The following is a 24,560-nucleotide window of genomic DNA, read 5'->3' on the forward strand; positions in this document are numbered from 1 at the left end:
TTAGCGCGCCGTCGCGCGCAGCGGCCCGTGTTCGACCCGGGACCCCCCGATCCGGTGTCATTCACGTCAACACGCCGCACACCCGTCACTTCACCGTGGTGGGCAACCACCTGCTCCAGCACGCCGACTTGTCGGCCACGGCCATCGGGGTCGCGGCCTACATCCAGTCGCTGCCCGACGGGGCTCCCGTCGGAATCAAGGCGCTCACGAGCCGGTTCCGCGAGGGGGAGGTCCGGATCGCCTCCGCCCTGCGGGAGTTGGAGCGGCACGGCTACCTGGAGCGGCGGCGCGAGCGGCTGGCGACCGGGCAGGTGGTGACCCGCACGTTCTCGTACAACAGGCCGGGGACTGTCGCGGACCCTGACGGCCCGCCGCCTTCCGACGACCCGCCGCCTCCGGATGACGCGCCTCCGGATGACCCGCCTCCACCATCGCCGACACCGCCGGACCGGGAGTCCTTGCCGGGGCCGGAGCCGGGACCGGAGCCGCGACCGGCGCCGGTTCGGAGGGACCGGGCGTTCGATGCCCTGCCCGTGCCGCGGGCGTTGCACCACGGTGCGGCCGATCTGCTCGCCGGGCTGCGGCGCCACGACCCGCGGCTCCTGCTGGCCGAACGCGACGTACGACGGCTCGTGCCGGGGGTGTCGGCCTGGCTGGAGCGCGGGGCCGACCCCGAGGCGGTGGCGCGGGCGCTGTCCGGCGGCCTTCCGGAGCGCATGCGCGATCCCGCGTCCGTCCTCGCGTACCGGCTCACCACGCTGGTCCCGCCGCACCTTCCACCCGCACCGGTGGTCCGGCGGCCCGGACGGCCGGATCCGTTCCAGACCTGCGACGGCTGCGAGCGGGCCTTCCGGGCCCCGGTTCCGGGGCGTTGCCGCGATTGTCCGCCGGTCGCCGCGTAGGCCGCGTGGGTCCCGTAGGGCTCAGGGGGAGGTGACGGCCTGTTCCAGGAGGCCGCGCAGGGTGCGCTGTTCCTGCTGGGTGAGGCCGGACAGGGGGGAGCCCGCGGCGAGGAGTGCGAGGAGGCGTTCGCGCAGTGCGGTGCCCTCGGCGGTGAGGACGAGGTGCTTGGCGCGGCGGTCGGTCGGGTGCGGGTGGCGCTCGACCAGGCCCTGCTTCTCCAGCTTGTCGACGACGAAGGTGGTGTTGGAGGGCTCGCAGCTCATGCGCTCGGCGAGCTCCCGCATGGTCATCGGCCCGCTCATCTCCCGCAGTGCGGTCGCCTGGGGCGCGGTGAGGCCGAGGGTGGCGGCGCGCTCCCGCACGTGCTCGGCGATCCGCTGGGCCAGTCCGTTCACCAGGCCGCACAGCTGGCGCTCGGCGATCACCTGCTGTTCGGGGGGCGTCGTCATGCCACCACCCTAGCAAGTCCGTCAAGGCTGAATATTTCCAGCTTGAATGATTCGAGCTTGATGCTTATGGTGACGTCGTCGCCGCGGGGAACGCCCCGCGGCCACCTGATGACGACTCACGGAAGAGGACCCATGGCTGACTTGACGGTGGACCAGGACGTACGGCTGCGTCGGCCGGCGGGGATCCGCTCGATACGGCTGGGCGGCACCAAGGTGTCGTACGTGCCGGACGGCGAGGTCCGCCTCCGGCCGCTGGAGCTGCTCCCGGACACCACCGACGAGGTGTGGGCCGCCCACCCGGAGTACCTGGACACCACCGGCCACCTCGTGGGCAGCGTCGGCAGCCTGCTGGTGGAGCACGGCGACCGCGCACTCCTGATCGACGCGGGCTTCGGCCCGCAGGAGTACGAAGTCGAGGCCGGCCCCCTCGCCGCGGCCCGCGGCGGTGCGCTCCCGCAGGGCCTCGCCGCACTCGGGCGCCGCCCCGAGGACATCGAGGCAGTGGCCTTCACCCACCTCCACGCCGACCACCTCGGCTGGGCCTGCCACCCCGCCCCCGGCGGCGACCGGCCCCTGCTCGCCCACGCCGACTACCTGATCTCCGAGGCGGAGTGGGGCGGGCGCGACCTCCTGGCGGCCCAGGGCATGGCCGAGCAGGTCGCGGCCCTCGCGCCGCGCGTGCGTACGGTCACGGACGGGCAGGAGATCTTCCCCGGCGTACGCGTGCGGATCGCCGCCGGCCACACCGTCGGGCACGCCGAGTACGTCATCACCGGGGGCGGGCGGCGCCTGATCGCCTTCGGTGACGCCGTGCACTCGCCGATCCAGATCGACCACCCCGAGTGGTCCTCGGCCTTCGACCACGACCAGGCCCGGACCGCCGACCACCGCCACCGCCTCGTTGCCGAGCTTGCGGAGCCCGACACGATCGGCTTCGGCGTCCACTTCGCCGACGTGGTGTTCGGTCGCGTCCAGCGGGACGGCGACGGTCCGGCCTGGCGCCCCCTGGACGCCTGATGCCCGATGCCCGATGCCTGATGCGTGAGGTCTGAACCGCTGGATCGGGCGAGGGATATGGTGCTAGCGTCACTAGCACCATGTTGCTGAGGCTGAACATCGCGGACGACCGGCCGCTGCACGAGCAGGTGGCCGGGGCCGTGCGGCGGGCCGTCGCCGAGGGGGAGTGCGCCCCCGGAGACCGGCTGCCGCCCGCTCGGGAGCTCGCGCAGGCGCTCGGGGTGAATGCGAACACCGTCCTGCGCGGGCTGCGCGCCCTGCGCGACGAGGGGGTGCTGGAGTTCCGGCGGGGGCGCGGGGTGACCGTGGCCGGCGGGGCCGACACGCGCTCCGCCCTGCTGGAACGGGTACGCGAGCTGGTGGCCGACGGGGCCCGCCTGGGCTACGGCAAGGCCGATCTCGTCGCCATGATCGAGGGGGCGTCGTGAGCAAGGGCGGGGTGTGGGGTGCGGCCGGCTGGGCGGCCGGGGTCGCGGCGGTCCTGGTGGCGCTGCCGCTGGCGGCGAGCGGGCGGCTGCCGGACCGGATGGCCACCCACTGGGGCGGCGGTTCCGGCGCGCCGCCCGACGGGGCCATGCCGTTCGGGGACGCGATGGCCTTCCCGCTCGCGATCTGGGCCGTACTGGTCCTGGGGGTCGCGGTGTTCGCCGTGACGCGGGCCCGGGCCGCCACCGTACTGCTGCCCAGCGGTGTGTTCCTGGCCGGTGCGCAGGCCGCGATCGTACGGGCCAACCTGGACCACGAGGACTGGCGGCAGGCCGATCCGGTGGACGGCCGGGTGGTGGCGGCGGTGCTCGCCGCGGCGGTACTGGCGGCCCTGGCCGGCGCGCTGATCAACCGTCAGGGGCCGGTGTGGGCCGTGAGCCCCGCAGCCGGCGGCTCGGCGGCCGGCAGCCCGGCGGCCGGCAGTGCCCGTATGGACATCCCCGCAGGTGAGCGGCTCGTATGGCTCGCTCGGACCTCGAACCCGTGGCTCCGGCTGACCGCCGGCCTGCTGGGAGCCCTCGCGGCCGTCGCCGCGGTCGCCGGGGCGGGCGGGCTGCTCGGACCGGCGTGGCGGCTGGTCGTGCCGCTCGGCTTCGCCGCTCTCGCGGTGCTCGTCTTCTCCTCGGTACGGGCACGGGTCACCGGGCAGGGGCTGGAGGTCGGCTTCGGGCCGCTCGGGTGGCCCGTGCGGCGCTGGGCCGCCGCGGACATCGAGTCGGCCCGCGCCGAGCACCGGACGCCCGCCCAGGTCGGCGGCTGGGGCTACCGGTTCAGCGGGCTCGGCACGACGGTGATGCTGCGTGCCGGGGAGTGCCTGGTCGTCCGCTCCCGCGGCAAGGACTTCGCGGTGAGCGTCGAAGACGCCGCCCGCGGTGCGGCCCTCCTCAACTCCCTCACGGCGAAGAGCCGTTCGGCGCCTCCGGGGCCCTAGGAAGCGCTACGGGCCGCGCCGGCGGCCGCGCGGTGGTGGCTCGGGCGGGTGCCGTACACCCGCTGGAAGGCCACGCTCAGTCCGAAGGCGCTGCGGTAGCCGACCTGCCGGGCGATCGACTCCACCGTGGCCTCGGACCGCACCAGCAGGTCGGCCGCCAGGGCCAGCCGCCAGCCCGTCAGGTAGGCCATGGGCGGCTGGCCGACCAGCTCGCCGAAGCGGCGCGCGAGCGTCGCCCGCGATACGCCGGCCTCCTCGGCGAGCGCCGCCACCGTCCAGGGCCGCGCGGGCCGGTCGTGGATCAGGCGCAGTGCCGGGCCGGCCACGGGGTCGCCGAGCGCCCTGTACCAGCCGGGCGGGTCGGACTCGGGGCAGGTGAACCACTCCCTCAGCGTGGACAGCAGCAACAGGTCCAGCAGCCGGTCCAGGACCGCCTGCTGGCCGGGGTCGTCCCGGCTGATCTCCAGGGCCGTGAGGTCGAGGATCGGGCCGGGCTCGCCGCCGTAGCGCACCACGAGCACCCGGGGGAGCGCGCTCAGCAGCCGCTCCGAGACCCGGCCGCCGACGTGGTAGCTGCCGGTGAGCAGCACGTTCGGCGCGTCGGCGTCCAGGCTGTTCCCGCAGGTGCGCACCCCCAGTACGAGGTCCTCGCTGATCTCCGCGCCGTCGGCCGTCGTGCAGTGGTCGGGGCCGTGCACCACGTACAGCGGGGGCGCCACCGGGCCGTCGTCGGCGGTGCCGGCGGTGTCGGCGATGGTGAAGGGCCGGCCCCCCACCACGATGGCCACGTCGCCGCGGTCGAGCGCGACGGGCTCGGCGTCGCCGCCGGGGAGGATCCGGCCCGAGCCGCGCAGCATGGTGACCAGGGTGAGGGGAGTCCGGTCGGCGAACCGGATCGACCACGGTGGGGCCAGGATGGCCCGGCTGAACAGGGCCCCGTCGGACCGGACTTCGTACAGCAGACTCGCCAACGCATCCATGCGGAAAGACCTTAGACGCTCAGACATCGATCTGAGCGGGAAGGCCATTCCGCGGCTCAATGGCTGCGGCTTGACTGGCCGCATGACGACGAAACCGATTCTGGTCCTCGGCAGCACAGGCAAGACGGGACGGCGCGTGCTCTCCCGCCTCCGACAGTACGGACACGAGGTCCGGGCGGCCTCTCGCAAGGGGCCGACCCGCTTCGACTGGAACGACGAGAACACCTGGGAGCCGGCGCTGGAGGGGGCCGGCGCGGCCTATCTGGTCGACTCGCAGCAGAGCGACGCCGCGACGTCGCTGCGATCCCTTGCCGAGCTGGCCGTGGCCCGCGGTGTGGAGCGGCTGGTGCTGCTGTCGGCCCGCGACTGGGTGGTGCCGGACGGCGAGGAGAAGCTTCCCGGTGAGCGCGCGGTACGGGAGTCCGGTGCGCAGTGGACGATCCTGAAGCCGACCTGGTTCGCCCAGAACTTCAGTGAGGACCCCTTCTACCGCGGGCAGTTGCTCGACGGCGAGTTCGTGATGTCGACCGGGGACGGCATCGAGCCGTTCGTCGACGCCGAGGACATCGCCGACGTCGCGGTGGCCGCCCTCACCGAGGACGGACACGGCGGGCAGGCCTACGAGCTGACCGGGCCGAGGCTGCTGAGCCTGGGCGACGTGGTCGGGGAGATCGCCCGGGCCACCGGCCGGGACATCGCCTACCGCCCCGTCCCGGCGGAGGAGTACGCGGCCTACGCCCTGGGGAAGGGCCTCCCGGAGGACTACGTGGCCCTGCTGAACCTGCTCAACGGCTGGATCGAGGAGCGCCGCTTCGCGACCCTCGCCGACGGCGTGCAGCGCGCCCTCGGCCGTGAGCCCCGCGATTTCGCCGACTACGTCCGCCGCACCGCCGCCACCGGGGTGTGGCACTGATCGACAGGGTCCGGTGCCGGTCTCCACGCGTGCGGCACAGATCGGTGTCAGTGGCACCGATCGGTGTCAGTGGGGTGGAGCGTCCGTGAAGAAGGGCTCCAGGGGCTGGTCAGGCAGGGTTACCGCTACGTAAATTACCCGCGGTAACGCTCGTGCCGAGCCAAGGAGAGTGCGCCATGGGAGCCGAGCTGAAGCCGGTCAGGCCCGTCCGTCCCACCCGCCCCGCCCGTCCCGCCACAGCCGTCGAACCCGTCAAGACGGTGGTCGACGGGGTGGTGCGCGAGGTCCGGGTCCCCGCGCTGGTGGGACCGCCGCAGCGGGGATCCCTCGGGGACATCCCCTTCGACAACGCCCGGGAGGCCCCCGGCGAAGCGGTGCTCGCCCGCAAGGAGCGGGACGGCTCCTGGCGCGACGTCACCGCCGCCGAGTTCGCGGCCGAGGTGCTCGCCGTCGCCAAGGGCCTGATCGCCGAGGGGCTGCGCGAGGGCGACCGGCTGGCGATCATGGCCCGTACGACCTACGAGTGGACCCTGCTCGACTTCGCCGGATGGGCGGCCGGGCTGGTCACCGTACCGATCTACCCCACCTCCTCCGCCCTCCAGGCCCGCTGGATCATCCAGGACTCCGGAGCCGTGGCCTGCGCCGTCGAGGACACGGCGCAGGCCCGGCTCATCAGCAACGAGCGGGCCCACCTGCCCTGGCTGGCGCACCTGTGGGAGTTCGACACCGGAGCCGTGGCCCGGCTGATCAAGGCCGGGGAGCGCATCCCCGACGCGCTGGTGCACGCCCGCCGGGAGGCCCGTACGCCGGACACCGTCGCCACCCTCATCTACACCTCCGGCACCACCGGACAGCCCAAGGGCTGCGTGATCACCCACGCCAACTTCTTCGCCCAGGTGGACAACGCGGTGGAGCTGCTGCACCCCGTCTTCAAGTCCGTCAGCACGGACCCGGCCTCCACCCTCCTCTTCCTGCCGCTCAGCCACGTCTTCGGGCGGATGGTGGCCGTCGGCTGCATGCGGGCCCGCGTCAAGCTCGGGCACGCGCCCAGCATCAGCACCGAGGACCTCCTCGCCGACCTCGCCGGCTTCCGGCCCACCTTCCTCCTGGCCATCCCGTACGTACTGGAGAAGGTCTACAACACCGCCCGGGCCACCGCCGAGAGCATGGGCCGGGCCTCCTCCTTCGACCGGGCCGCCCGCATCGCGCAGCGCCTCGGCGAGCTGGCGAAGGGCAAGGCCCCCGGGCTCGTGCTGCGCGCCGGCCGCGCCCTGTACGACCCGCTCGTCTACCGGCGGATCCGGGCCGCACTCGGCGGCCGCGTCCGCTACATCCTGAGCGGCGGATCTCCGCTGGGCCGGCGGCTCGCCGCCTTCTACACCGGCGCCGGCATCGAGGTCTTCGAGGGCTACGGCCTGACGGAGACCACCGGTGCCAGCACCGTGACCCCGCCGCAGCACCCCCGGCTCGGCACGGTGGGCTGGCCGCTTCCGGGCACGGCCGTACGGATCGCGGACGACGGCGAGGTACTGCTGGGCGGCGGGCACGTCTTCGCCGGCTACTGGAACAGCGGGCACGCCCTCCCGTACGGGAGCTGGCTGGCCACCGGCGACATCGGGGAGCTCGACGCCGACGGGTACCTCACCATCACCGGCCGCAAGAAGGACCTGATCATCACCTCCGGCGGCAAGAACGTGGCCCCCGCCCCCCTGGAGGACTGGCTGCGGGCCCACCCGCTGGTCGGCCAGTGCATGGTGGTCGGGGACAACCGGCCGTACATCACCGCGCTGATCACCCTGGAGCCCGACGGGCTGCAGCACTGGCGCCAGATGCACAAGAAGCAGGGCGTGCCGATGCGCGAGCTGGTGCGGGACGAGGTACTGCTGGCGGACCTCCAGCGGGCGGTCGACGAGGCGAACCGGCTGGTGTCGCGGGCCGAGTCGATCCGCCGCTTCGCCGTCCTGCCCGGCGACTTCACCGAGGCGCGCGGCCACCTGACCCCATCGATGAAACTCAAGCGGGGCGCGGTCGCCCGCGACTACGCCGACCGCATCGAAGAGCTGTACCGGGGCCCGCGGGACGCCTAGGCGATCCGGGTTCGCCGGACCGGGTGCGGGCCGACCAAGCGTACGACTCCCGCGGCAATCGCTGCGGCGGCCTCGCCCTTGTGGTGCTGGAGGGCGGGGCCGCCGTCGCGGGCGTGTCAGTGGCTGGCGTTCGGCGGTGCCGTCATCGTCGGAAGCCGTTCCCGTCGAGGCGTCTTCGGCCGGTGGTCAGCCCTCCTGGAGCCGGGCCAGGATCCACTTGCCGAGCTCCGGGGTCATGGCGGTGTGGCCTTCGTTGGTGGTGGCGCAGAGGAAGTCGTGGAGGTCGCTCTTCTCGCGGTCGACCTTGGAGTAGAGGGCGGTGTGGTCGTCGATGTCGGCCGACGCCACTGCGCTGATGGTGGGGACGAAGGTGGAGGTGTTGTGGGTGAGGTCCGCCGGCTGCTCGTTGACCATTGCGGCCAGCACGGCGGCCATGCCGAAGTTGGCGGCGTCCTGCAGGAGGGGCGCCTTGGGGAAGAGGCCGCCGGGAGCGCCGTCGAGTTCGGGGAAGCCGGTGGTCTTGATCGGGACCGGTTCCTTGCGCGCCTGCGCCATCTGGGCGACGGTCTGCTGCCCCTGGCCCTGGGTGCGGAGTTGGGCGCTCACCTTCGGTCCGGTGGCGGCCATCGCGGTGTCGTCGGCGGGGATGTTGTTCCCGATGCCGGTGCCGGTGCCGTTGGCGACACCGAGCAGGCGGGGGCGCTGGGGCCAGTCGCCCATCCGGTGGAGTGCTTCCAGGAAGTCGGTCCGCTCCTGGTCCTGGCCGGCGGTGACGTCGAGGGTGACCTTGGTGCCGGTTGCGACGTGCCAGCGCAGCATCTGGCGTGCGGCCGGGCTGTTGACCAGGTCGGAGTAGAGGCTGAGCACCGGGTTGGTGCTGCCCCAGTGTTCCTTGACGAAGTGGGCGAATGCCTGGACTCCGAGGGGCAGCCACGCGCCCCGGTGCGGGGTGTCGTAGGAGAGGTAGGTGGAGGTCTGGTGGTCCTCCCGCTGCCTTTCCATCTTGGCCAGGGCGTAGCGGGTGACCATTCCTCCCATGCTGAAGCCGCCCACCGTCAGCATGGCGTCGCCTTCGCGGTCGGCGATCGTCCTGCGGATGCACTCGATCGCGGTGTCGGCGTTGTCGAGGATGGATGCGCTTCGGTCGTCGAAGCCGAGGAGGATGACGTCGAAGCCGTTCTCACGCAGTGTGGAGATGAACGGGTAGTCCCCGTTCTCCAGGCCGTCGTACAGAACGTGGCCGTTGCTCCCTCCCATCGCGAAGCCGTCGGCGAGGATCACCGGCCGCCTGACGGCCGTCCGGTCGGATGAGCTGTAGTAGATCCAGGCGGTCCCGTTGCGGAGCTCCCACTTGGTGTCCCAGGGGTCCGTTTCCGCGGTTACGGGCTGAGCCCCGGCAAGGGGGCCCCAGATGCTGACGACAGGCTTGGACATGCTTCGACGACTCCTTGGTGTCGCGGCTGGTCACACCGAACGCGGTGATCGTCTCAGCGCAGGCATCCAATGCCCCGCCGCAATCCGGCAGCATCACTCGTTCGGCTCCTGGTTGTAACCAGCACTGTCACAGCAGGTCCTGGCGGCGGGCCGGGCGGGGCGCGCTCCCGCCCCCGCCGGGGAGTTTCCCGGCAGGGGCGGGGCGGGGCGGTCGAGGGCCTTCGGGTTCAGCAGTCGGCGTGCGTCGGACGGCCCGCGAAGCGGTCCGCCAGCCAGTTCCCGGCCGCCAGGGAGTGCGTGATCACGCCGCTGACGTGCTCACCGACCCAGACGGTGTCGAATTCGAGGTTCGCGCCCCGTGCGCACCAGTCGGCGCGCAGCCGGCGGCCCACCCCGTACGGGATCAGCTCGTCGGCGAGCGCGTGGTACTGGTACACCGGCGCGGCCGGGGCGGTCCGCCCGAGCCTGCTCTGGTTCAGCCGGGCCCGCCAGTCCGGCTGGGCGAGCGGGTCGCGCGTGGTCAGGTCGGAGATCCGCTTGAAGGAGCCGGCGATCGAATCGATCGCCACGCAGTTCTCCTTCATGCCGGCGATCAGCAGCCGGCCCGCCGGGTTGAGGTAGGAGTCCAGCTTCAGCTCGGGGAAGGCCGCGTCCTGCCCGGCGGCCGCCATGAAGATGAGCCCGGAGCCGTAGGAACCGTTGTTGAAGTCGGCCACCTCCAGCAGGTCACCGGGGACCCCGCCGGTCGCCGTGCCCTTCACCTGGAGCTCCGGGGCGTACGAGCCCTGCAGCTCGGCGGCCCAGCTGCTGGCCTGGCCGCCCTGGGAGTAGCCCATGATGCCGACCGGTCCGGTCGCCGACAGGCCCGTCCCGGGCAGCCGCTGGGCGGCGCGCGCCGCGTCGAGGACGGCGTGCCCGGCGGAGGGGCCGACGGTGTAGGTGTGGACGCCCGGCGTGCCGAGGCCCTCGTAGTCGGTGACGACCACGGCCCAGCCGCGGAGGGTGAGCTGCTGGATGAGGTTGGCCTCCATGGCGGTGCCGCGGGGGAGGTTCTCGCTCGGCGCGCAGGAGTCGCCGAGGCCGACCGTGCCGACGGCGTACGTGATCAGGGGGCGCGGGCCGGTGCGGCCGTCCTGCGGGACGATGACGGTGCCGGAGACGATGTTCGGGGCGCCGTCGGCGGTGGTCGAGCGGTAGTGGATCTTCCAGGCCTTGGTGTCGGTGGGCTGGCCGGGCAGCGGGTGGAAGGCGGACGGGGCGCTGCCGACGATGTCGCCGGGGGCGCCCGTGGTGCCGGCGGTGGCGGCGGTGGCGGCGGTGGCGGAGACGGGGGCGGCGCCGGCGGTGGGGATCGCGGCCGGGACGGCCGAGACGGCCAGGGTGGCCACGGCGGCGAGGGCGGTGCTGCGCAAACGCATGGGGGCTCCCGGAGGCTCGTTCCGTGCGGGAATCGGTGAGGTGAAGGTAGTGACCGACCGGTAGGGAGGTCGCTGACCGTGCAGCTCACCTTTCCTGGCCCGGAAACGCACGCCCGGAAAAGCACAGGGCCGAGGCCGCCCCGGGAGCACCGTGAGGGGTGGTCCCGGGGCGGCCTCGGCCGTTCCCCGCCTGGGGTGCCGCAATCAGGCGGCGCGCGCCCTGCGGCTGCCGTGCGGCGTCCGCTCGGCGGACTCGTGCCCGGTACGGGTGGGCCTCATGGGGATGAGGGTGCCGGTGGAGGGGGTGGAGTGGGTGAAGGCGCCGATGGCGCTGGGGGCCACGCGGATGGCTCCCACAGCGATGGCGGCCTTCAGGAGAGCGAGGCGGTGGATGCTGGTCATGGGGTTCTCCTTCACGCTGCGGGGAGTGGGGCCCGGTCTGCCGGGATGCGGAGGCCGAGCCTCGTGCCTCCATTGGGCCCCGGCGGCAGCGACCCCGTCACGCCACTCGATCTCGGGGCTTGACAGCGGACCGGGGCCGGGAGCCGGGGCCGGGAGCACGTCGGCAAGACGGACGAACAGCTTTTGCAGCGGATCAAGGACGAGCAGCGCGCGAACGGAAAGTACGACATCCTCACCTCCTCGTCCTTCCGGGATCTGGATTCGGCGCAGAAATACACTCAGTACAACGTCCGGCAGAACACTTCGGTGATCCAGGACTGGCTCAAGAACCCACCGCCCGCGAAGGACCTGCACATCGGCGTCGCCTCGGTCCCGCACGAGGGCCCGGTCAACGGGTCCACCTCGACCGGTCGGACCATCGTGGTGGACAAGGACACCGGCACGATCGCGCCCGCCCGGGACACTCTCGGAGTGACGTCTCATCTCAAGTACGACCCGAGCCTGAACCCGCCCTTCGTCGTCTACACCTCGGCGCCTGCGTAGTGGAACGGATGAGGGAACCCCTGACCTCGGAAACCTGGGCGGACGCGCTCGACCTGTACGAGTCGAGCTACACCTTCGTCTCCGTAGCCCCCCGCGACCATGCGCAGTGGTGGCTCGACTTCGCCTCGATCGTCCGGCTGGAGGCCCGTGACCCGCGCGGATGGCGGTCGATCGATCCGGACGAGGAGGAGTTCGACCTCCGGGTGGATCCGATCTATCCCTGGCTCGCTCCCCCGGCCACGATCGAGGAGGCGGAGCGGTTCCACGGCCGGGTGAGGGAACTCCCCCGCTCCTCGGTCCGGTCACTGCTGGTGCTGCTCGGCATCCTCGGCCTGGACGTGGCGAAGGCATCGAACTGGGAACGACGCCGGCCCGGGATGGAGCGGAGGGCCGATCTGATCATGTCCCGGTTCCCGAGCGGCACGCGCTTCCATTCGAACCTCGGCTGGAAGGGCGACCACCCGGACTTCTACGAGCAGCCCTTCCGGACCCACGACCCCTTCAGCCGGTACGACTGGGATGCCGGACTGATCGCCGTGAACGATGACGAAGTCGCCGTGTTCTGGAACTTCCTGTCCACCTGACCAGACCGAACCGGGAAGACCACGTGCTCACCAGATCCGCCACAAACCCCGACCGGGAAACCGCCCAGTGGGCCGCCCAGCAGGTCGTCACCCGCAACGAGCAGGCCATCCACCGCTGGCTCGCCCAGGGCACCCGCCCCCGGCTCACCATCGAAGCCGCCTGGCCCTCGCGCGAGGAACCGGTCGGCCGCGTCCTGATCCAGGCCATGGCGCTCGCCGGACGCGGGGCCGTGGACGTGCGGGCCGCGCGGGTGGTGCTCCGGCGCGAGCTGCGCACCTACGCCCGGAACCCGCCCGGCCGGCTGCGGCTGCGCCTCGGAGAGTTCTACCCGGTCCCGGACATCGGGCTGCCCGAGGCCGAGATCCAGCAGTGGCTGCTGGTACTCGCCGACCACATCAGGCAGAGCATCGAGGAGGGCCTGGTCCCGCCCCCGGCGGCGCTGCCCGAGACGCACTGGGAGTGGCACGCCCGCTTCCCGGAACTCGGCCAGTTCCTCGGCGGCTGGTTCTCGCAGGACATGCCCGCGGAGTTCGAAGACCACGAAGCCGCCGTCGCCACGCACGGTAGCGGGTTGTTGCAGAGCGTGTGCTTTCAGAGTAAATTCGGCAGCAAGATCCCCTTACGTGCATGCGGAGCGGATATGGCCAGAATCATCAGCTTGCGGGCGCCCGAGTCGATCGGCCTGCACGACATGTCCCAGCAGCAGATCGAGGCGTACGTCAGCGATGTGGCCACCCGCGCGCTGGACAGCCTCCCCGAGGGCGTCAAGCCCGTCGGTGTCAATGCGGTCGAGATCGAGTCTCTTCTTTCGGCCAGCGATTCGGAGCGGGGTGGACTGTGGGCCCAATGGACCCGTGCCTGCTGTGCGCAGCGGGCCGACATCGAGGACTTTGAACCTCCGGTGCTCGAAGAGTTCACCGCTCCCGGCAGCACCGTGCACCGGGATGCCAGCCGCACCCACGTCGAGTCGATGCTCCGTACCGCGGCCCTCGAATACCCGGACATGCACGGTGAATCCGGCGGATAGTAAGGACCACGCCCCCTATGGCCGCCATTCCCCTCACCTTGCATCGCGATCGTTTCGACGCCAGTCGGGTGAGAGCCCTCCCGCGCGGTGACTACCTGCTCGTGATGGACAGAGTTTCGGGCCGCTGGATGACGGTCGATACGCCGACGGGGCAACTGCTGCCACTCGTGGCGTCTTCGCCCCACCAGTTGCCCCAACAGGTCCGTGGCGCGGTCGGGCAACTTCGGGAACTCCTGCTCGACCGGGGTATCGGGGTCATCGGCGCCGAGCGGCGGTTCGAGCAGCTCAACACCGTGATCCTCAAGCTGACCAATGCCTGCAATTACGCCTGCACCTACTGCTACGACTACGAGACCTTCGAGCGGGCCGTCGTGCTGTCGCGGGACGTGGCCGTCAGTGCGCTGAAGCAGGCTCTCGATCTCGCCGAGCGCGAATTGTGGGTGATCCTCCACGGGGGTGAGCCCATGCTCGTGTGGCAGCTGGTGGAGGAACTCGTCACGGCCGGCCGGCAGCTCGCCGCCGAGCGGGGCAAGCGGATCCGGTTTGTGGGCCAGACGAACCTGTCCCGCCTCAACGATGAAATCGTGGAGTTCTCCCTTCGCCACGACATCGTCTGGGGGGTGTCGATCGACGGCGGACCAGATCTTCACGACCACTTCAGGGTCGACCACAAGGGGCGCGGCACCTACTTCCAGTTCGCCAAGGCCTTGGACCGCTACCCGTCCTTCGTGCGCGGGTGCGGCGTCATGAGCACCATCACCGCCGTCAACCAGGGCAGGCTCCTGGAGTTGGCCCGGCACTTCCGAGATCTCTCCATGGCGTCCTGGGACTGGAGCCTGTTCCAGCCGATCGGTCGGGGAAGAGACCAACAGGCCACCTTCGCCCTTGACCCCGACGTTCTTGTCACCGCGTGGGGCGAGCTGTTCGACGCCGTCGAGGGCGGGGAGTTCGACGGTTTCCCCGTACTGCCTGTCAAGAAGTACCTGGACAACTTCATCGCGGGGCCCGGCGGCAACATGTGCATGCGCCCGCAGTGCGGTGCCGGCCGCGATCTGTTGTCCATCTCCTCCGACGGCTCGGTCGAGGCGTGCGACTGCATCGATCCCACCGGCCCGCTCTCCGGCCTCGGTTCCGTCGACGAGGGCCTGGTCGCCGCCCGCGACAGCAATGTCGCCGCCCTCATCCGAAGCCGGGACCTCAGCGGCACCCGGTGTTCCGAATGCATCTGGTACGGCGTCTGCGGAGGTACGTGCCTCGCACACGCTCCCGGGCTCAACGACGTCTGGCCGGAGTCCTGCGCGGTGGCCTTGTGCGCCTTCGACAAGATCTCGTACTCGTTGGCGAACTCCACCCGCCTTCTCGACTACCAGCGAACGCTGGGCTAGACGATGCCCGGTATGGCTGAGGCACTGCACCTGCTCTCCTACGATCCCTGCGCGAGCCAGGTGTTCTGCCGGCGGCCGCTCGGGGAACTCCATCGTCTCGCCGACTGGGTGTGCGAGCGTGATCCGTACGGCGAACTGACGAGACTTCGTGCCGCACTGGGTCTGGTGGACCCACGGGACGACGACCTCCACGGCCATGTCCGGCATCAGCTCTGGTGCGCTTGGCGCCAGGCATCCTGGACGGCGGGCCTGGCCCGGCCGCTGCCGGCCGTGGTGGCAGCGGGACAGCAGTGGCTGGACGAGACCCGCGGACACCCCACCGTCCTCGTCTCGCCCATGACGATGACCACGGCGGACGCCCTCCACACGGTCTCGGCGGTGTTCGCCGACCGGCATGTGGTCGCCGTGGGCGAGGGCGCCATTCCGCAGTACGACGCGGAGATTTCCGTGGTGAACGGCGATGTCGGCTCGATCCGGCACGTCCTCAGGCACCTTGCGGCCGGTGGAGTGCTCGGTACCTACGCCGACTTCGTGTACGCGGACCGCGACGCCGAGCCAACCGTCATGTTCGGACGTGCACGGCCCATCTCGTCGGGATTCGTCGCGGTGGCGTCCCGGCCCGGCACGATGCTCCTGCCCACCGTCATGAGACGGTCCGACGACGAGCAGATCGCGATGGAATTCGACGAACCCATCCTCGTGCAGGGCATGCCCCAGGACGCGCGATCCGCACGGAAGAGCATGCGCCAGCTGATCGCACAGCTCCTGGAGTCGCTGATCCGCCGCAACCCCCAGCAATGGCTCCTGCTGCCGACGCTGAGCTTCGACTCTCCGCAGCTTGCCCGGGTCTAGCCGCCCGACGCGATCCGGTAGGCACCCGGGGTCGTGCCCGTCCAGCGGCGGAAGGCGCGGTGGAAGGCCGTGTCCTCCGAGAAGCCGAGCCGGGCCGCCAGCTCCGCGATCGGCTCCCCGCTCTCCGCCAGCCCGGCGATCGCCGCGTCCCGCCGCACGTGGTCCTTCAGCTGCTGGAAGGAGGTCCCCTCCTGCTGGAGCCGGCGCCGCAGCGTCGCCGGGGACACCGCGAGCCGCGCCGCCACCTCCCCGAGCGCGGGCAGCCGCGGCGACGTGCGCAGCCGCTGCGTCAGGGTGCGGCGGACCTGCTCGGCGACGGTGGTCCCGTACTCCGGGCGCGACAGCAGGTCGAAGGGGGCACGCCGGAGCATCGCGTCGAGGGCGGCCTCGTCCCGGACGAGCGGCGCGGTCAGCCAGTGCACGTCGAAGGCGGCGCCCGTACGGTCCGCCCCGAAGCGGACCGGGCAGTCGAAGAGGATCTCGTACTCCTCCTCGTGCGGCGGCGGGGGATAGGCGAAGGCGGCGTGGGCGAGCGGGATGCGGCGCCCCACCAGCCAGCTGCTCAGCCGGTGCCAGATCGCGAGCACGCACTCGGTGAGGAAGCGGTCCTCGTCACGGGCGAAGTCGTTGCGGACGGTGAACCGTGCCTCGCCGTCCTCCACTTCGAGCGCCAGCTCCGGCCCGCCGGGGAACAGCCCGTAGAAGGCGGCCGCCCGCTCCGTCGCCGCGCCGAGGTCACGGCAGCCGAGCGAGGCGTGGCACATCATCGCGAAGGTGCCGGGGCGGCTCGGGACCGCGCTCAGCGCGAGGAACTCGTCCTGCGTGGTCCGGTACAGCGCCCGGAACAGCCGGGCGAACTGCGCGGGCGTGATCCGCGCCCGGTCGTCGCCCAGCAGCAGGGGCGGGATCTGCGCCTCCTGGAGCAGCGGCACGGTGTCGATGCCGCTGCCGCGCGCCCCCGCGAGCAGGGCGCGCACATGGTGCACGGTGATCGTCCGCCTCCCCATGCCTTCGACGGTAGCCCGCCGTGGCGCGGGGCGATACGGACGTGCGCGGACCGGTGAGCGCTCGGGTCAGCAGGGGTGACGCTTCCGGTCATGCCGCGGCGGCCGTGCGGCTGCCTAGCGTCGGGGGTCACCAACTCCCCCGGAGGCATGCGATGGACGGTCGGCCGAGCACGCTGGCGGTGTTCACCCAGTGGACCGAGGAGCGGTACGGGCCGGAGACGGCCCTGCGGTTCCGCTCGCCCGACGGCGGGTGGCGGACCCGTACGTACGGGGAACTGGGCGCGGAGGTACGGGCCGTCGGGCGGGCGCTGCTCGGCCTGGGCGTGGCGGCCGGGGAACGGGTCGCCGTACTGGCGGAGACCCGGCCGCAGTGGACGTACACGCACTTCGGGGTGCTGGCGGCGGGCGCGGTCCTCGTACCGGTCTATCCGACGGCGGGCGAGGAGGAACTCGCCTGGGTCCTGTCGGACTCGGAGGCGGTGGCCGTGGTCTGCGACGACGCGCGGCAGGCCGAACGCGTCGAGGCGCTCCGGGTGAAACTGCCCGCCCTGCGGTCGGTGGTGGCGATGGACGAACTGCCCGCGCTGGAGGGGGGTCCGGAGGCCGACCTGGCCCGCCGGGCGGCGGCCGTGACCCCCGCCGCGGACGCGGCGATCGTCTACACCTCGGGCACGACGGGCCTGCCGAAGGGCTGCCGCCTCACCCACGGCAACCTGGGCGCCATCCAGGACGCCACCGTCCCCCTGATCAAGGGCGGGCCGGGGGACTCGACGTACCTGTACCTGCCCCTCGCGCACCTGCTGGCCCAGCTGATCCAGTACACGACCCTGCTGGAGGGCGGGGAGCTGTGCTACTTCGGCGGCAGGATCGAGGACGTGCTCGCGGAGATCGCCGAGGCCCGGCCGACCCACCTCCCCTCCGTGCCCCGGCTGTTCGAGAAGCTGCACTCGGCGGTGCTCTCGCTGGCCGAATCCCGGGAGGGCGGCCGCGAACGCTTCCAGGAGGCGGTACGGCTGGGCGTACTCGCGGCGGACGGGCGGCTGCCGCAGGACCGGCGGGCGGAGTACGAGGCGGCGGAGAAGTCCCTCTACTCCCTGGTCCGGGGCGCGTTCGGCGGCCGGCTGAAATGGGCGCTCACCGGCGGCGCCCCGATCGCCCCGGCGACCCTGGACTTCCTGCGGGCCTGCGGGATCAGTGTGTTCGAGGGGTACGGCATGACGGAGTCGGGCGGAGTCATCTCCCTCAACCACCCGGAGGCGGTGCGCCACGGAACGGTCGGCCGCCCGATCGCGGGCTGCGAGGTGCGGATCGCGGAGGACGGGGAGGTGCTGGCGCGCGGGGCGATGGTCTTCCCGGGCTACCACGCGAACGCGGCCGCGACGGCGCAGGCCCTGGACGGGGAGGGCTGGCTGCACACCGGTGACCTGGGCGAACTGGACCCCGACGGCTACCTGCGCATCACGGGCCGCAAGAAGGAGCTGATCATCACCTCCGCCGGGAAGAACCTCACCCCCACGGAGGTCGAGTTCGCCGTCCAGCGCTCGCGCTACGTCTCCCGCGCGGTCCTCATCGGCGACCGCCGCCCCTACCCGGTCGCCCTGATCACCCTCGACGCGGACGAGATCACGGCCTGGGCGGCACGCGAGGGCCTCGACCCGGGCCCGACCCCGTCCACGCACCCGGCGGTCCACGCCCTGATCGAAGCGGCGGTGGCCGAAGCCAACGCCACGCTCTCCCGCCCGGCCCGCATCCGCGCCTTCCGCATCCTCCCGGAGGACTTCACGACAGCCGCGGGCACCCTCACCCCGACCCTGAAACTCCGCCGCGCGGCGGTGGCGGAGCGGTACGCGGAGGTGATCGCGGGGCTGTACGGGGATGCTGATCACGGGGCATGACGATGGCCGGCATCGCCCCTCACGACCACCGCCGTCGATCGACTCGGGTGGGGGGAACCGGCTCCGGAAGGAACGGCGTCCAGTGATGCACAAGATCGACAACCGATCCGAAGGAGTCCGACATGACCGGCACGGCCACCCGGTACCTCTATCTCGCCCGGCACGGCGAGGCGTTGCCGGACGAGAGCGGGCTGACGGAGGACGGCTGCCGGCAGGCCACGCTGCTCGGCCGCCGCCTCCGGGACATACCCCTCGCCGCTGTTCACCACGGCCCGCTGCCCCGGGCCGAGCAGACCGCACGCCTGATCGGCGACCAGCTGAAGGACGTGCCGCTGCACTGCTCGGAAGCGGCCGGTGACTACGTCCCCTACATGCCGAGCCGGGAGGAACTCCCGGCGGAATCCGCCGACTACTACCTCCGGTTCCTCGAAGGGGCCTCGGACGAGGAGCGGGAGAACGGACCTGCCCTGGTCCGCCGGGCGATGGACCTGTTCACCGGTCCGGTGGACGGCGACGAGGACCGGCACGAACTGGTCGTCACCCACAACTTCCTGGTCGCCTGGCTCGTACGCGAAGCCATGTACGCGCCGAAGTGGCGCTGGCTCGGCCTCAACCACGCCAACGCCGCCCTGACGGTCATCCGGTACGCCCCCGACCGGCCCGCCGCGGTCCTCTTCTCCAACGACATGCGACACCTGCCCGCCGAACTGCGCTGGACCGGCTTCCCGCCCGAGCTGCACATCTGACCCCCCCCTGGAGAGTGCTCCGCTCAGGGTGCGTTGATCCCGAGGTTCTGGTTGGTGGTGTTCGTCGCCCCGGGGCTGTGCAGGTTGTTGTTCGTGTTGATGTTGTTGAAGAGCGTCACGACCCCGTTGAGGTCGACGGGCAGGATCGAGCCGCCACCGCCACCGCCACCGCCTCCGGTGCCGGTGCCGGTGGGGCAGGTGCCGCCGGTGATGCGGGTCGGGTCACTCGCCGAGGCCAGGATTCCCTCCTCAAGGGGCCCACTGAGGGTGACGATGTTGTTGACGGTGCCGCAGGGAGCATCAGCAGCCACATTCACGGTGACGTCGAATGAAAGAGAGGAGGAGGCGTCGAAGGCGGCGTCGCAAATGAACCCTGTACCTCCGGGATTGCTCGGGCAGAGGACCACTACGCCAGGGCCCGCCACAAGGTTGTCGAACGTAACGAAGGTCAGTCCCTGTGGAAACTGGTCCGCGATGCGCACGGTGCCAGCGGTCGGTGTGTCTCCGGTGTTGGTGAACTCGAAGTGGTAGGTCCCCTGCCCGCCCCGGACGAAGTCCCCCGTGTGGGACTTGGTCGCGTTCAACTGGACCGCGGCGTATGCCGGGGTGGCCCCGGTGAGCGGCAGGGCGACGCTCAGCCCGAGGACGGCCGCGAGGGCGGTCATCCGTCGCTTCAGTGTGTGCATGAACATGGTCGGTTTCTCCTGTCGGGTGGTTCGCGAGGGACTCCTGGCAGTACGGCAACGCAGGGGGTGCGGCGTCATCACGGGATCGGTGGCCGCTTCACTCGTTCGCCTCGGCATCAGGGGGCGCGTTCACCCCGCTGATCGGCCCCGGCTGTTTCCGGGGAGGGACCGTGCGTACCCCACGCCTTCGGCTAAGACCTGGCCCGCACCGCACCCGAACGGCGCAACCGGCGGCGCCGGTCGGGCGAAGGCGCGCCTCGCCCGGGCCGTGCCCCATAACCGGCTCGGGCGGGGGGCGTTGGGGCAGGCATGGCTCACCTCACCCTCGCCCGCATCGTGTCGGGTGTCGCCCTGACCCTCGCCGTCGACCTCGTCTCCGCCCCCGTCGCCCAGGCCGCGCCCGTCACCGTGCGCCCGGCGGCCGGCACGGGGGCCGGCGCCCTCAGCCTGGACAACCTGCTGTCCCTGCGCTTCCTCACCCCGACCGTCCAGGACGCGAAGCGCCAGGTCACCGGCCTCGTCTCCGGCCTGTCCCCGGCACCGACCAGCGCCACCGCCCTCGGCGGCCTGCTCAAGTAGCGAGCTCGGCCGCCCCATCCGCTCGGCGAGGCAAGCCCCTCCGTTCCCGCTCGGCGAAGCCACCCCCGCACCCCGCGTTACGCCCCGCCCCGTGCGGGTATCGGCTCCACGGGAGAGGGAGGGGCGTTGTGCGCGCTGCCGTGCGGAGGTTGGGGCAGGGGGCGGCCGGGGCCGGCGTGGTCGTGACGCTCGCGGTGGCCGGGTGGTTGGTGTGGCTGCTGCCCGGGCCGCAGATGGCGGCGGTGCTCGGCTTCGGGCCCGTGGACGGGGTCGTCACGATCCACAGGTGCTACGAGGCCACCGACGCCGAGGGCTATGCGACGGGTACCGACTGCACGGGTTGGTACACCCCCCGGCGGTCCGGGGAGCCGGAGCGCGAGATCGTGCTGGACACGGCCGGGGACGACTACCGGTTCGGTACCCACGTGGAGGTCAGGACGGCGCGCGGCCGGGCCTACGAGCTCTCGGGGAGCGCCGTGTTCAACCTCGGCACCGCCACCGGCCTGCTCCTCGTGCCGTTCCTGACGCTGGCGTCCTGGCTGTTCTCCTGCGCCCGCCACGGCAGGGTCGAGGACGGCGAGCTCTACTTCCTCGCGGCCATGGGCGGTCTGCTGGCCGCCATCGTGCTGGGGGCGCTGGCCGGCATGGTGGTCGGGATCGGCACGTTCGTCTTCTGACCGTCGCGGCGCCGGGACCGCCACCGCCACCGCCGTCGCTACGGCTCTGTGCCCGGTCGTCGGTCCAGGTCGTCGAGGATCCGCTGGAACGGCCTGCGCAGGACCACGGCGACCGGGCTGGAGTCGGCGTGGGCGTAGGCGGCGAGTGCGGTGCGGGCCCTGGCCAGGGCGGGCAGGCCGTCGTGGCCGTCGCCGGCGGTGAGGGAGCCCGCGATGGCCTCTGCCGTGGTGGCGCCGAGCCCGGGCAGGTGATCGCGGGCGCGGGCGAGGTCGGCGGCGAGGTCGTCCCGGCCCGCGAACGCGACGACCTCCCGGGCGAGCGTCGCGAGCTGCGCGGTGAGCCGGTCGGCGGTGGCGATACCGCCCGCCAGCTCTCCTACGGCTTCGCGGTGACGGCGGCGCACGGGGTTGAAACGCATGGCGCGTGCGGCTTCGCGCGCGCGAGCGGCGTCGGCGTGGACCGCGTCGTTGTGGGCGTTGACGAGGGCGAGGTTCTCGCCGGCTGCCGCCGGCCCGGTGGCGAGGGCCGCAGTGGTGGCGGTGAGGGCCAGGGTCAGGTGCGTGCTGCAGTCGGCGGCGAGGGCCGACAGGGTCCGCCGGGGATCGGGTGGCCACAGGAGCGGGGCCAGCACGATGGTCACCACCGCACCGGCCACGGTCTCCCAGAGACGGTGCAGGGCGTACGAGTCGGGTGAGGTGCTGGCGAAGACCAGCAACGACGAGGCCGCCACCTGGATGTTCAGCCCACCACCGGCCCGGAGCAGCATCCCGGCCCCCAGCCCCAGGGTCACGACCAGGGCGAGCGTCACCGTCGAGGGGCTCCACAGGTTGAGGGCCACGATGGCGATCACCACGCCCGCCACGACCCCCAGGACCCGCTGCAGCGAGGCCCCCAGGGCCGTGAACGGGTCACCGCGCAGCGCGACGAGCGGAACGACCGCTGCGAACACCGGGGGCTGGTCGGCGCCCAGCCACAGGGAGACCTGCCATGCGGCCACGACGGTGACCACGATGCGCGCCGCGGCGGGCCCGTCGGTACGCAGGATGTCCTGCGCCCCGGCCGCATGCGCCCGCAGGCCGGCGCCGGCGGGGCGGTTCATCCGTACAGCGTGCAGCGCTCGGACGGCCCACCGCCTCCATTCGGCCGGAGGCGGCATGTCGTGTGGTGCGCGTCCGCGCTCGGATCCTGCGGTGCACTCGTGCGAACTGAAGCGTTTCTTCCTGGTTTGGCCGGGGGAGGGGGCGGTGGTCGAGCGTTCGCGCGCCCGGGGGATCAAGAGGGGTGCGCGGGGGCGTCCGGCTCCGTGGTGATCATTCCGAGAAGACAGGGGATCTTCTTGTTACCCGTGGTCCTTTCCGCGATGTTGTCCGTGATGGTGGTACCGCCCGCGTCCGCCGCCGGTGGCGCGATGTACGAACTGCCCCTCCTGCCGGGCCACACCAACAGTGCGGCCCAGCTGATGAACGACGCCGGGGACGTCGTCGGGCTCTCGCTGGACGAGAACAGGGACGGCTACCTCGTGCGGTGGGGAGCCGACGGCTCCCTCACCCCTTTGCAGGCCATCGACGACGGGTCGGGCGGCGAGGCGGTCAAGGTCGTCGACGATGGCACCGTGGCCGGCTTCACCGACACACCGGACGGCGTACGGCACGCCGCCCGGTGGTCCGCGTCAGGCGCCCTCACCCGGCTGGAGGAACCCGCGGGCTACGTCAACGGCGAAGCCCAGGACATCAACAACGCCCACGTCGCCGTGGGACACCTCTCGACGGACACGGCCACCACGCGCCCCGTGCGCTGGGGCGCCGACGGCCGCGCGACCGAACTGCGGCTGCTCCCACGGGCAGTGGGCGGCGCGGCCACCGCGATCAACGAGCGCGGAGAGATCACCGGTTACGTGTCCCTGCCGGGCGACCGGGCCCGCGCCGTACGGTGGGACGCCGTGGGCCGTGTCCACGACCTCGGCTCGCTCGGAGGCTCGTACGCCGAGCCGTCCGCGATCAACGAGCGCGGCACCGTGATCGGCCGGGCGACGGACGCGAACGGCACGTGGAAGGCCGTCCGCGCCCCGCACGGGAAGCAGCTCAAGGCCCTGCCGTCCCAGGACCCGGGCGCGCGTGCGGTGAGCGTCAACAACTCCGACGTCGTGGTCGCGAACGTCAAGGACCGCTCCCTGCGCTGGAGCGGAACCGGTACCGCCGTCACCGAACTCGAACTGCTGCGGGGCAGCGGCCACACCTTCGTCCGGGGCATCAACGACGCGGAAACCAGCATCGGCAACTCCGACGAGCGCGCCGTGACGTGGGATGCGCAGGGCAAGGTCACCGCACTGCCGACGCCTGCCGGCCGCGACAAGGCCGATCCGGTCGCGATCAACGCGGCCGGGGCCGTCGCGGGCAACCTGGCCGGCGCGAGTGGCTGGCCGGTCCGGTGGCGGGCCGTCGTCTGGCGGTAGCCGTAGTCGAACCCGCCTGCCGGACCTACTCCGGCAGGCGGACCGCGGTGATCCCGTCCAGGAAGGCGGCCCAACTGGCGGGGCCCACCGAGAGGTGGGGTCCGGCCGTCACCTTGGAGTCGCGGACGTGGACGGCGGCGGGGCAGGCGGCGACCTCGACGCACTGGCCGCCCTCGCCGCTGCTGTGGCTGCTCTTGAACCAGGCCAGGTCTGCGGTATTCATAGGTCTCCCAGCGTCTTCTCGATCAGGTCCAGGGACTCGCTGGGCCTGAGCGCCTCTGCCCGGATGATTCCATAGCGCTCGGCCATGATGCGTACCTGCGCCGGGTCGGTGATGAGGTGGGGACGGGTGTAGCTCTCGATGTAAGCCACCTGGGCACGTCCCTTGGGGTGAAGCAGGGTGAACGAGCCGTCCATGGCTGCTTGCTCACCGCGTGCGAACGGCACCAACTGGAGTTCCACCGTGCGGAGCTGCCCCACCTCCAGGATCCGTCGCAGTTGCTCCCGGTGCACCTCGCGACCGCCGACCTGACGGTGCAGAAGGCTCTCGTCGAGGACCAGGCTGATGGTGGGGGAAGGCCACTGCTGCAGGATCTGTTGGCGGGCCAGTCGATCCTGGACACGCCTTTCGATGGTCTCCTCGTCCAGCAGCGGGCGGCGTTTGGTGAAGATCGCGCGGGCGTGGGCCTCGGTCTGGAGCAGCCCCATCAGCCCCTGGTGGCTGTAGTCGTGGATAGCGTCGGCGGTGGCCTCCGCGACGGCATAGTCCCGGAACCAGTCCGGATGCCGCGTCCGGGCCCGTTTCAGCGCCTCCTTGACCTCCGGGATCGCCACCAGGAGGACCCCGCGCGCCTGGAGGATGCGGTCCGCGCGTTCCAGGAGGTCCGGCTGGGGGGTGCGGACGCCGCGTTCGATCGCGCCGATGAGGTCCTCGCCGACGTTCAGGCGGGTGGCGAGTTCCTTCTGGAGGAGGCCGGCCGCCTCGCGGAGCGTCTTGATCTGTTTGCCCAGGGCGCGGAACAGGTGGGCCGTGCCGTCCGCCTCCACCGGGCGTTCGGGGCGTTCCTCGCGGTCTGACAGGTCGTTCATCGGCTGAACCGCCCTC

General features: G+C 72.0%; 24 protein-coding genes and 3 pseudogenes. 17 read left to right on the forward strand and 10 right to left on the reverse strand.

What is annotated here, in order from left to right:
* Positions 1 to 98: 98 nt before the first annotated feature.
* Positions 99 to 902 (forward strand): helix-turn-helix domain-containing protein, encoded by an 804-nt coding sequence (locus OG472_RS25885; protein ID WP_405831474.1) that lies wholly within the window; start codon positions 99 to 101, stop codon positions 900 to 902.
* Between the two features lie 21 nt (positions 903 to 923).
* Here OG472_RS25885 and OG472_RS25890 read toward each other — a convergent pair whose 3' ends face one another.
* A complete protein-coding gene (locus tag OG472_RS25890; RefSeq protein WP_405831476.1) occupies positions 924 to 1,352 on the reverse strand; it encodes a MarR family winged helix-turn-helix transcriptional regulator in 429 nt (142 codons plus the stop codon).
* Between the two features lie 132 nt (positions 1,353 to 1,484).
* Here OG472_RS25890 and OG472_RS25895 point away from each other — a divergent pair, with 132 nt between their 5' ends.
* The 3 genes from OG472_RS25895 (at position 1,485) to OG472_RS25905 (ending at position 3,786) form a co-directional block, all read left to right on the forward strand.
* Complete coding sequence (locus OG472_RS25895) at positions 1,485 to 2,369, forward strand: MBL fold metallo-hydrolase (protein ID WP_405831477.1); 885 nt, start codon at positions 1,485 to 1,487, stop codon at positions 2,367 to 2,369.
* Between the two features lie 80 nt (positions 2,370 to 2,449).
* Positions 2,450 to 2,797, forward strand: coding sequence for a GntR family transcriptional regulator (locus OG472_RS25900; RefSeq protein WP_401607626.1), 348 nt, complete (start codon positions 2,450 to 2,452; stop codon positions 2,795 to 2,797).
* Complete coding sequence (locus OG472_RS25905) at positions 2,794 to 3,786, forward strand: DUF1648 domain-containing protein (protein WP_405831478.1); 993 nt, start codon at positions 2,794 to 2,796, stop codon at positions 3,784 to 3,786. The genes OG472_RS25900 and OG472_RS25905 overlap by 4 nt, the downstream gene beginning before the upstream one ends.
* On the opposite strand, the gene OG472_RS25910 is transcribed toward OG472_RS25905, so the two are convergent.
* A complete protein-coding gene (locus OG472_RS25910; RefSeq protein WP_405831479.1) occupies positions 3,783 to 4,766 on the reverse strand; it encodes an AraC family transcriptional regulator in 984 nt (327 codons plus the stop codon). The two genes, OG472_RS25905 and OG472_RS25910, sit on opposite strands and share 4 nt — an antisense overlap.
* Positions 4,767 to 4,848: 82 nt before the next feature.
* On the opposite strand from OG472_RS25910, the gene OG472_RS25915 reads away from it, so the two are divergent.
* Positions 4,849 to 5,679, forward strand: coding sequence for an NAD(P)H-binding protein (locus tag OG472_RS25915; RefSeq protein WP_405831481.1), 831 nt, complete (start codon positions 4,849 to 4,851; stop codon positions 5,677 to 5,679).
* A gap of 176 nt (positions 5,680 to 5,855) precedes the next feature.
* On the forward strand, positions 5,856 to 7,766 hold the full coding sequence (locus tag OG472_RS25920; protein WP_405831482.1) for an AMP-dependent synthetase/ligase: 1,911 nt from the start codon (positions 5,856 to 5,858) through the stop codon (positions 7,764 to 7,766).
* A 186-nt stretch (positions 7,767 to 7,952) separates the two neighbouring features.
* Here the strand turns inward: OG472_RS25920 and OG472_RS25925 are convergent, their stop codons facing one another.
* The 3 genes from OG472_RS25925 to OG472_RS25935 all read right to left on the reverse strand — a co-directional run bounded on the left by OG472_RS25925 (position 7,953) and on the right by OG472_RS25935 (position 11,020).
* The gene (locus OG472_RS25925) at positions 7,953 to 9,200 is read right to left on the reverse strand and encodes an esterase/lipase family protein (protein ID WP_401607615.1); all 1,248 of its coding nucleotides are present in this window, start codon (positions 9,198 to 9,200) and stop codon (positions 7,953 to 7,955) included.
* A 227-nt stretch (positions 9,201 to 9,427) separates the two neighbouring features.
* Positions 9,428 to 10,618 carry a lipase family protein gene (locus tag OG472_RS25930; protein ID WP_405831483.1) on the reverse strand — a complete coding sequence of 397 codons (1,191 nt, stop codon included), beginning with the start codon at positions 10,616 to 10,618 and terminating at the stop codon, positions 9,428 to 9,430.
* A 204-nt stretch (positions 10,619 to 10,822) separates the two neighbouring features.
* Positions 10,823 to 11,020: a hypothetical protein gene (locus OG472_RS25935; protein ID WP_401607916.1), complete on the reverse strand. Its 198-nt coding sequence runs from the start codon at positions 11,018 to 11,020 to the stop codon at positions 10,823 to 10,825.
* Between the two features lie 162 nt (positions 11,021 to 11,182).
* On the opposite strand from OG472_RS25935, the pseudogene OG472_RS25940 reads away from it, so the two are divergent.
* The 6 genes and pseudogenes from OG472_RS25940 to OG472_RS25965 form a co-directional block, all read left to right on the forward strand.
* Positions 11,183 to 11,563: pseudogene (locus OG472_RS25940) on the forward strand (RNase A-like domain-containing protein); the annotation flags it as partial.
* An 8-nt stretch (positions 11,564 to 11,571) separates the two neighbouring features.
* Positions 11,572 to 12,147, forward strand: a complete 576-nt coding sequence (locus OG472_RS25945) for a hypothetical protein (RefSeq protein WP_405831485.1) — start codon at positions 11,572 to 11,574, stop codon at positions 12,145 to 12,147.
* Positions 12,148 to 12,170: 23 nt separating this feature from the next.
* A pseudogene (locus OG472_RS25950) lies at positions 12,171 to 12,416 on the forward strand (RNase A-like domain-containing protein); the annotation flags it as partial.
* A pseudogene (locus OG472_RS25955) lies at positions 12,411 to 12,701 on the forward strand (contact-dependent growth inhibition system immunity protein); the annotation flags it as partial. The pseudogenes OG472_RS25950 and OG472_RS25955, both read left to right, overlap by 6 nt.
* A gap of 491 nt (positions 12,702 to 13,192) precedes the next feature.
* Complete coding sequence (locus tag OG472_RS25960) at positions 13,193 to 14,560, forward strand: radical SAM protein (RefSeq protein ID WP_401607603.1); 1,368 nt, start codon at positions 13,193 to 13,195, stop codon at positions 14,558 to 14,560.
* Between the two features lie 12 nt (positions 14,561 to 14,572).
* Entirely contained in the window at positions 14,573 to 15,412 is an 840-nt protein-coding gene (locus OG472_RS25965; RefSeq protein ID WP_405831488.1) for a hypothetical protein, read from the forward strand.
* On the opposite strand, the gene OG472_RS25970 is transcribed toward OG472_RS25965, so the two are convergent.
* Positions 15,409 to 16,419 (reverse strand): AraC family transcriptional regulator, encoded by a 1,011-nt coding sequence (locus tag OG472_RS25970; RefSeq protein ID WP_405831490.1) that lies wholly within the window; start codon positions 16,417 to 16,419, stop codon positions 15,409 to 15,411. The two genes, OG472_RS25965 and OG472_RS25970, sit on opposite strands and share 4 nt — an antisense overlap.
* A 152-nt stretch (positions 16,420 to 16,571) precedes the next feature.
* Here OG472_RS25970 and OG472_RS25975 point away from each other — a divergent pair, with 152 nt between their 5' ends.
* A complete protein-coding gene (locus OG472_RS25975) occupies positions 16,572 to 18,314 on the forward strand; it encodes an AMP-dependent synthetase/ligase (protein WP_405831492.1) in 1,743 nt (580 codons plus the stop codon).
* A 122-nt stretch (positions 18,315 to 18,436) separates the two neighbouring features.
* Positions 18,437 to 19,060, forward strand: coding sequence for a histidine phosphatase family protein (locus OG472_RS25980; RefSeq protein ID WP_405831494.1), 624 nt, complete (start codon positions 18,437 to 18,439; stop codon positions 19,058 to 19,060).
* Positions 19,061 to 19,083: 23 nt separating this feature from the next.
* Here the strand turns inward: OG472_RS25980 and OG472_RS25985 are convergent, their stop codons facing one another.
* Positions 19,084 to 19,752 (reverse strand): hypothetical protein, encoded by a 669-nt coding sequence (locus OG472_RS25985; RefSeq protein WP_405831496.1) that lies wholly within the window; start codon positions 19,750 to 19,752, stop codon positions 19,084 to 19,086.
* 303 nt (positions 19,753 to 20,055) lie between these two features.
* Here OG472_RS25985 and OG472_RS25990 point away from each other — a divergent pair, with 303 nt between their 5' ends.
* Both OG472_RS25990 and OG472_RS25995 read left to right on the forward strand, forming a co-directional pair.
* Positions 20,056 to 20,325, forward strand: a complete 270-nt coding sequence (locus OG472_RS25990) for a hypothetical protein (protein ID WP_405831498.1) — start codon at positions 20,056 to 20,058, stop codon at positions 20,323 to 20,325.
* Between the two features lie 128 nt (positions 20,326 to 20,453).
* Positions 20,454 to 21,002, forward strand: a complete 549-nt coding sequence (locus OG472_RS25995) for a hypothetical protein (RefSeq protein WP_401607588.1) — start codon at positions 20,454 to 20,456, stop codon at positions 21,000 to 21,002.
* A gap of 38 nt (positions 21,003 to 21,040) precedes the next feature.
* On the opposite strand, the gene OG472_RS26000 is transcribed toward OG472_RS25995, so the two are convergent.
* Positions 21,041 to 22,102, reverse strand: coding sequence for an FUSC family protein (locus tag OG472_RS26000; protein ID WP_405831500.1), 1,062 nt, complete (start codon positions 22,100 to 22,102; stop codon positions 21,041 to 21,043).
* A gap of 273 nt (positions 22,103 to 22,375) precedes the next feature.
* Here OG472_RS26000 and OG472_RS26005 point away from each other — a divergent pair, with 273 nt between their 5' ends.
* Complete coding sequence (locus OG472_RS26005; protein ID WP_405831502.1) at positions 22,376 to 23,455, forward strand: hypothetical protein; 1,080 nt, start codon at positions 22,376 to 22,378, stop codon at positions 23,453 to 23,455.
* 25 nt (positions 23,456 to 23,480) lie between these two features.
* On the opposite strand, the gene OG472_RS26010 is transcribed toward OG472_RS26005, so the two are convergent.
* Together OG472_RS26010 and OG472_RS26015 are read right to left on the reverse strand one after the other, a co-directional pair.
* Positions 23,481 to 23,678 carry a DUF397 domain-containing protein gene (locus OG472_RS26010; RefSeq protein ID WP_405831504.1) on the reverse strand — a complete coding sequence of 66 codons (198 nt, stop codon included), beginning with the start codon at positions 23,676 to 23,678 and terminating at the stop codon, positions 23,481 to 23,483.
* Complete coding sequence (locus tag OG472_RS26015) at positions 23,675 to 24,544, reverse strand: Scr1 family TA system antitoxin-like transcriptional regulator (RefSeq protein ID WP_405831506.1); 870 nt, start codon at positions 24,542 to 24,544, stop codon at positions 23,675 to 23,677. Before OG472_RS26015 ends, OG472_RS26010 begins: the two co-directional genes overlap by 4 nt.
* Positions 24,545 to 24,560 lie beyond the last annotated feature (16 nt).

This window comes from Streptomyces sp. NBC_00207, from assembly GCF_045160965.1.
In the GTDB taxonomy this organism is placed as follows: domain Bacteria; phylum Actinomycetota; class Actinomycetes; order Streptomycetales; family Streptomycetaceae; genus Streptomyces.

Coding starts and splice junctions, on each gene's coding strand:
- OG472_RS25910 (WP_405831479.1), bottom strand. CDS start 4,766: ATGGATGCGTTGGCGAGTCTGCTGTACGAAGTCCGGTCCGACGGGGCC.
- OG472_RS25890 (WP_405831476.1), bottom strand. CDS start 1,352: ATGACGACGCCCCCCGAACAGCAGGTGATCGCCGAGCGCCAGCTGTGC.
- OG472_RS25980 (WP_405831494.1), top strand. CDS start 18,437: ATGACCGGCACGGCCACCCGGTACCTCTATCTCGCCCGGCACGGCGAG.
- OG472_RS25925 (WP_401607615.1), bottom strand. CDS start 9,200: ATGTCCAAGCCTGTCGTCAGCATCTGGGGCCCCCTTGCCGGGGCTCAG.
- OG472_RS26000 (WP_405831500.1), bottom strand. CDS start 22,102: ATGAACCGCCCCGCCGGCGCCGGCCTGCGGGCGCATGCGGCCGGGGCG.
- OG472_RS26005 (WP_405831502.1), top strand. CDS start 22,376: ATGGTGGTACCGCCCGCGTCCGCCGCCGGTGGCGCGATGTACGAACTG.
- OG472_RS25990 (WP_405831498.1), top strand. CDS start 20,056: ATGGCTCACCTCACCCTCGCCCGCATCGTGTCGGGTGTCGCCCTGACC.
- OG472_RS25935 (WP_401607916.1), bottom strand. CDS start 11,020: ATGACCAGCATCCACCGCCTCGCTCTCCTGAAGGCCGCCATCGCTGTG.
- OG472_RS25945 (WP_405831485.1), top strand. CDS start 11,572: ATGAGGGAACCCCTGACCTCGGAAACCTGGGCGGACGCGCTCGACCTG.
- OG472_RS26010 (WP_405831504.1), bottom strand. CDS start 23,678: ATGAATACCGCAGACCTGGCCTGGTTCAAGAGCAGCCACAGCAGCGGC.
- OG472_RS25965 (WP_405831488.1), top strand. CDS start 14,573: ATGGCTGAGGCACTGCACCTGCTCTCCTACGATCCCTGCGCGAGCCAG.
- OG472_RS25975 (WP_405831492.1), top strand. CDS start 16,572: ATGGACGGTCGGCCGAGCACGCTGGCGGTGTTCACCCAGTGGACCGAG.
- OG472_RS25960 (WP_401607603.1), top strand. CDS start 13,193: ATGGCCGCCATTCCCCTCACCTTGCATCGCGATCGTTTCGACGCCAGT.
- OG472_RS25915 (WP_405831481.1), top strand. CDS start 4,849: ATGACGACGAAACCGATTCTGGTCCTCGGCAGCACAGGCAAGACGGGA.
- OG472_RS25930 (WP_405831483.1), bottom strand. CDS start 10,618: ATGCGTTTGCGCAGCACCGCCCTCGCCGCCGTGGCCACCCTGGCCGTC.
- OG472_RS25900 (WP_401607626.1), top strand. CDS start 2,450: ATGTTGCTGAGGCTGAACATCGCGGACGACCGGCCGCTGCACGAGCAG.
- OG472_RS26015 (WP_405831506.1), bottom strand. CDS start 24,544: ATGAACGACCTGTCAGACCGCGAGGAACGCCCCGAACGCCCGGTGGAG.
- OG472_RS25895 (WP_405831477.1), top strand. CDS start 1,485: ATGGCTGACTTGACGGTGGACCAGGACGTACGGCTGCGTCGGCCGGCG.
- OG472_RS25970 (WP_405831490.1), bottom strand. CDS start 16,419: ATGGGGAGGCGGACGATCACCGTGCACCATGTGCGCGCCCTGCTCGCG.
- OG472_RS25985 (WP_405831496.1), bottom strand. CDS start 19,752: ATGTTCATGCACACACTGAAGCGACGGATGACCGCCCTCGCGGCCGTC.
- OG472_RS25920 (WP_405831482.1), top strand. CDS start 5,856: ATGGGAGCCGAGCTGAAGCCGGTCAGGCCCGTCCGTCCCACCCGCCCC.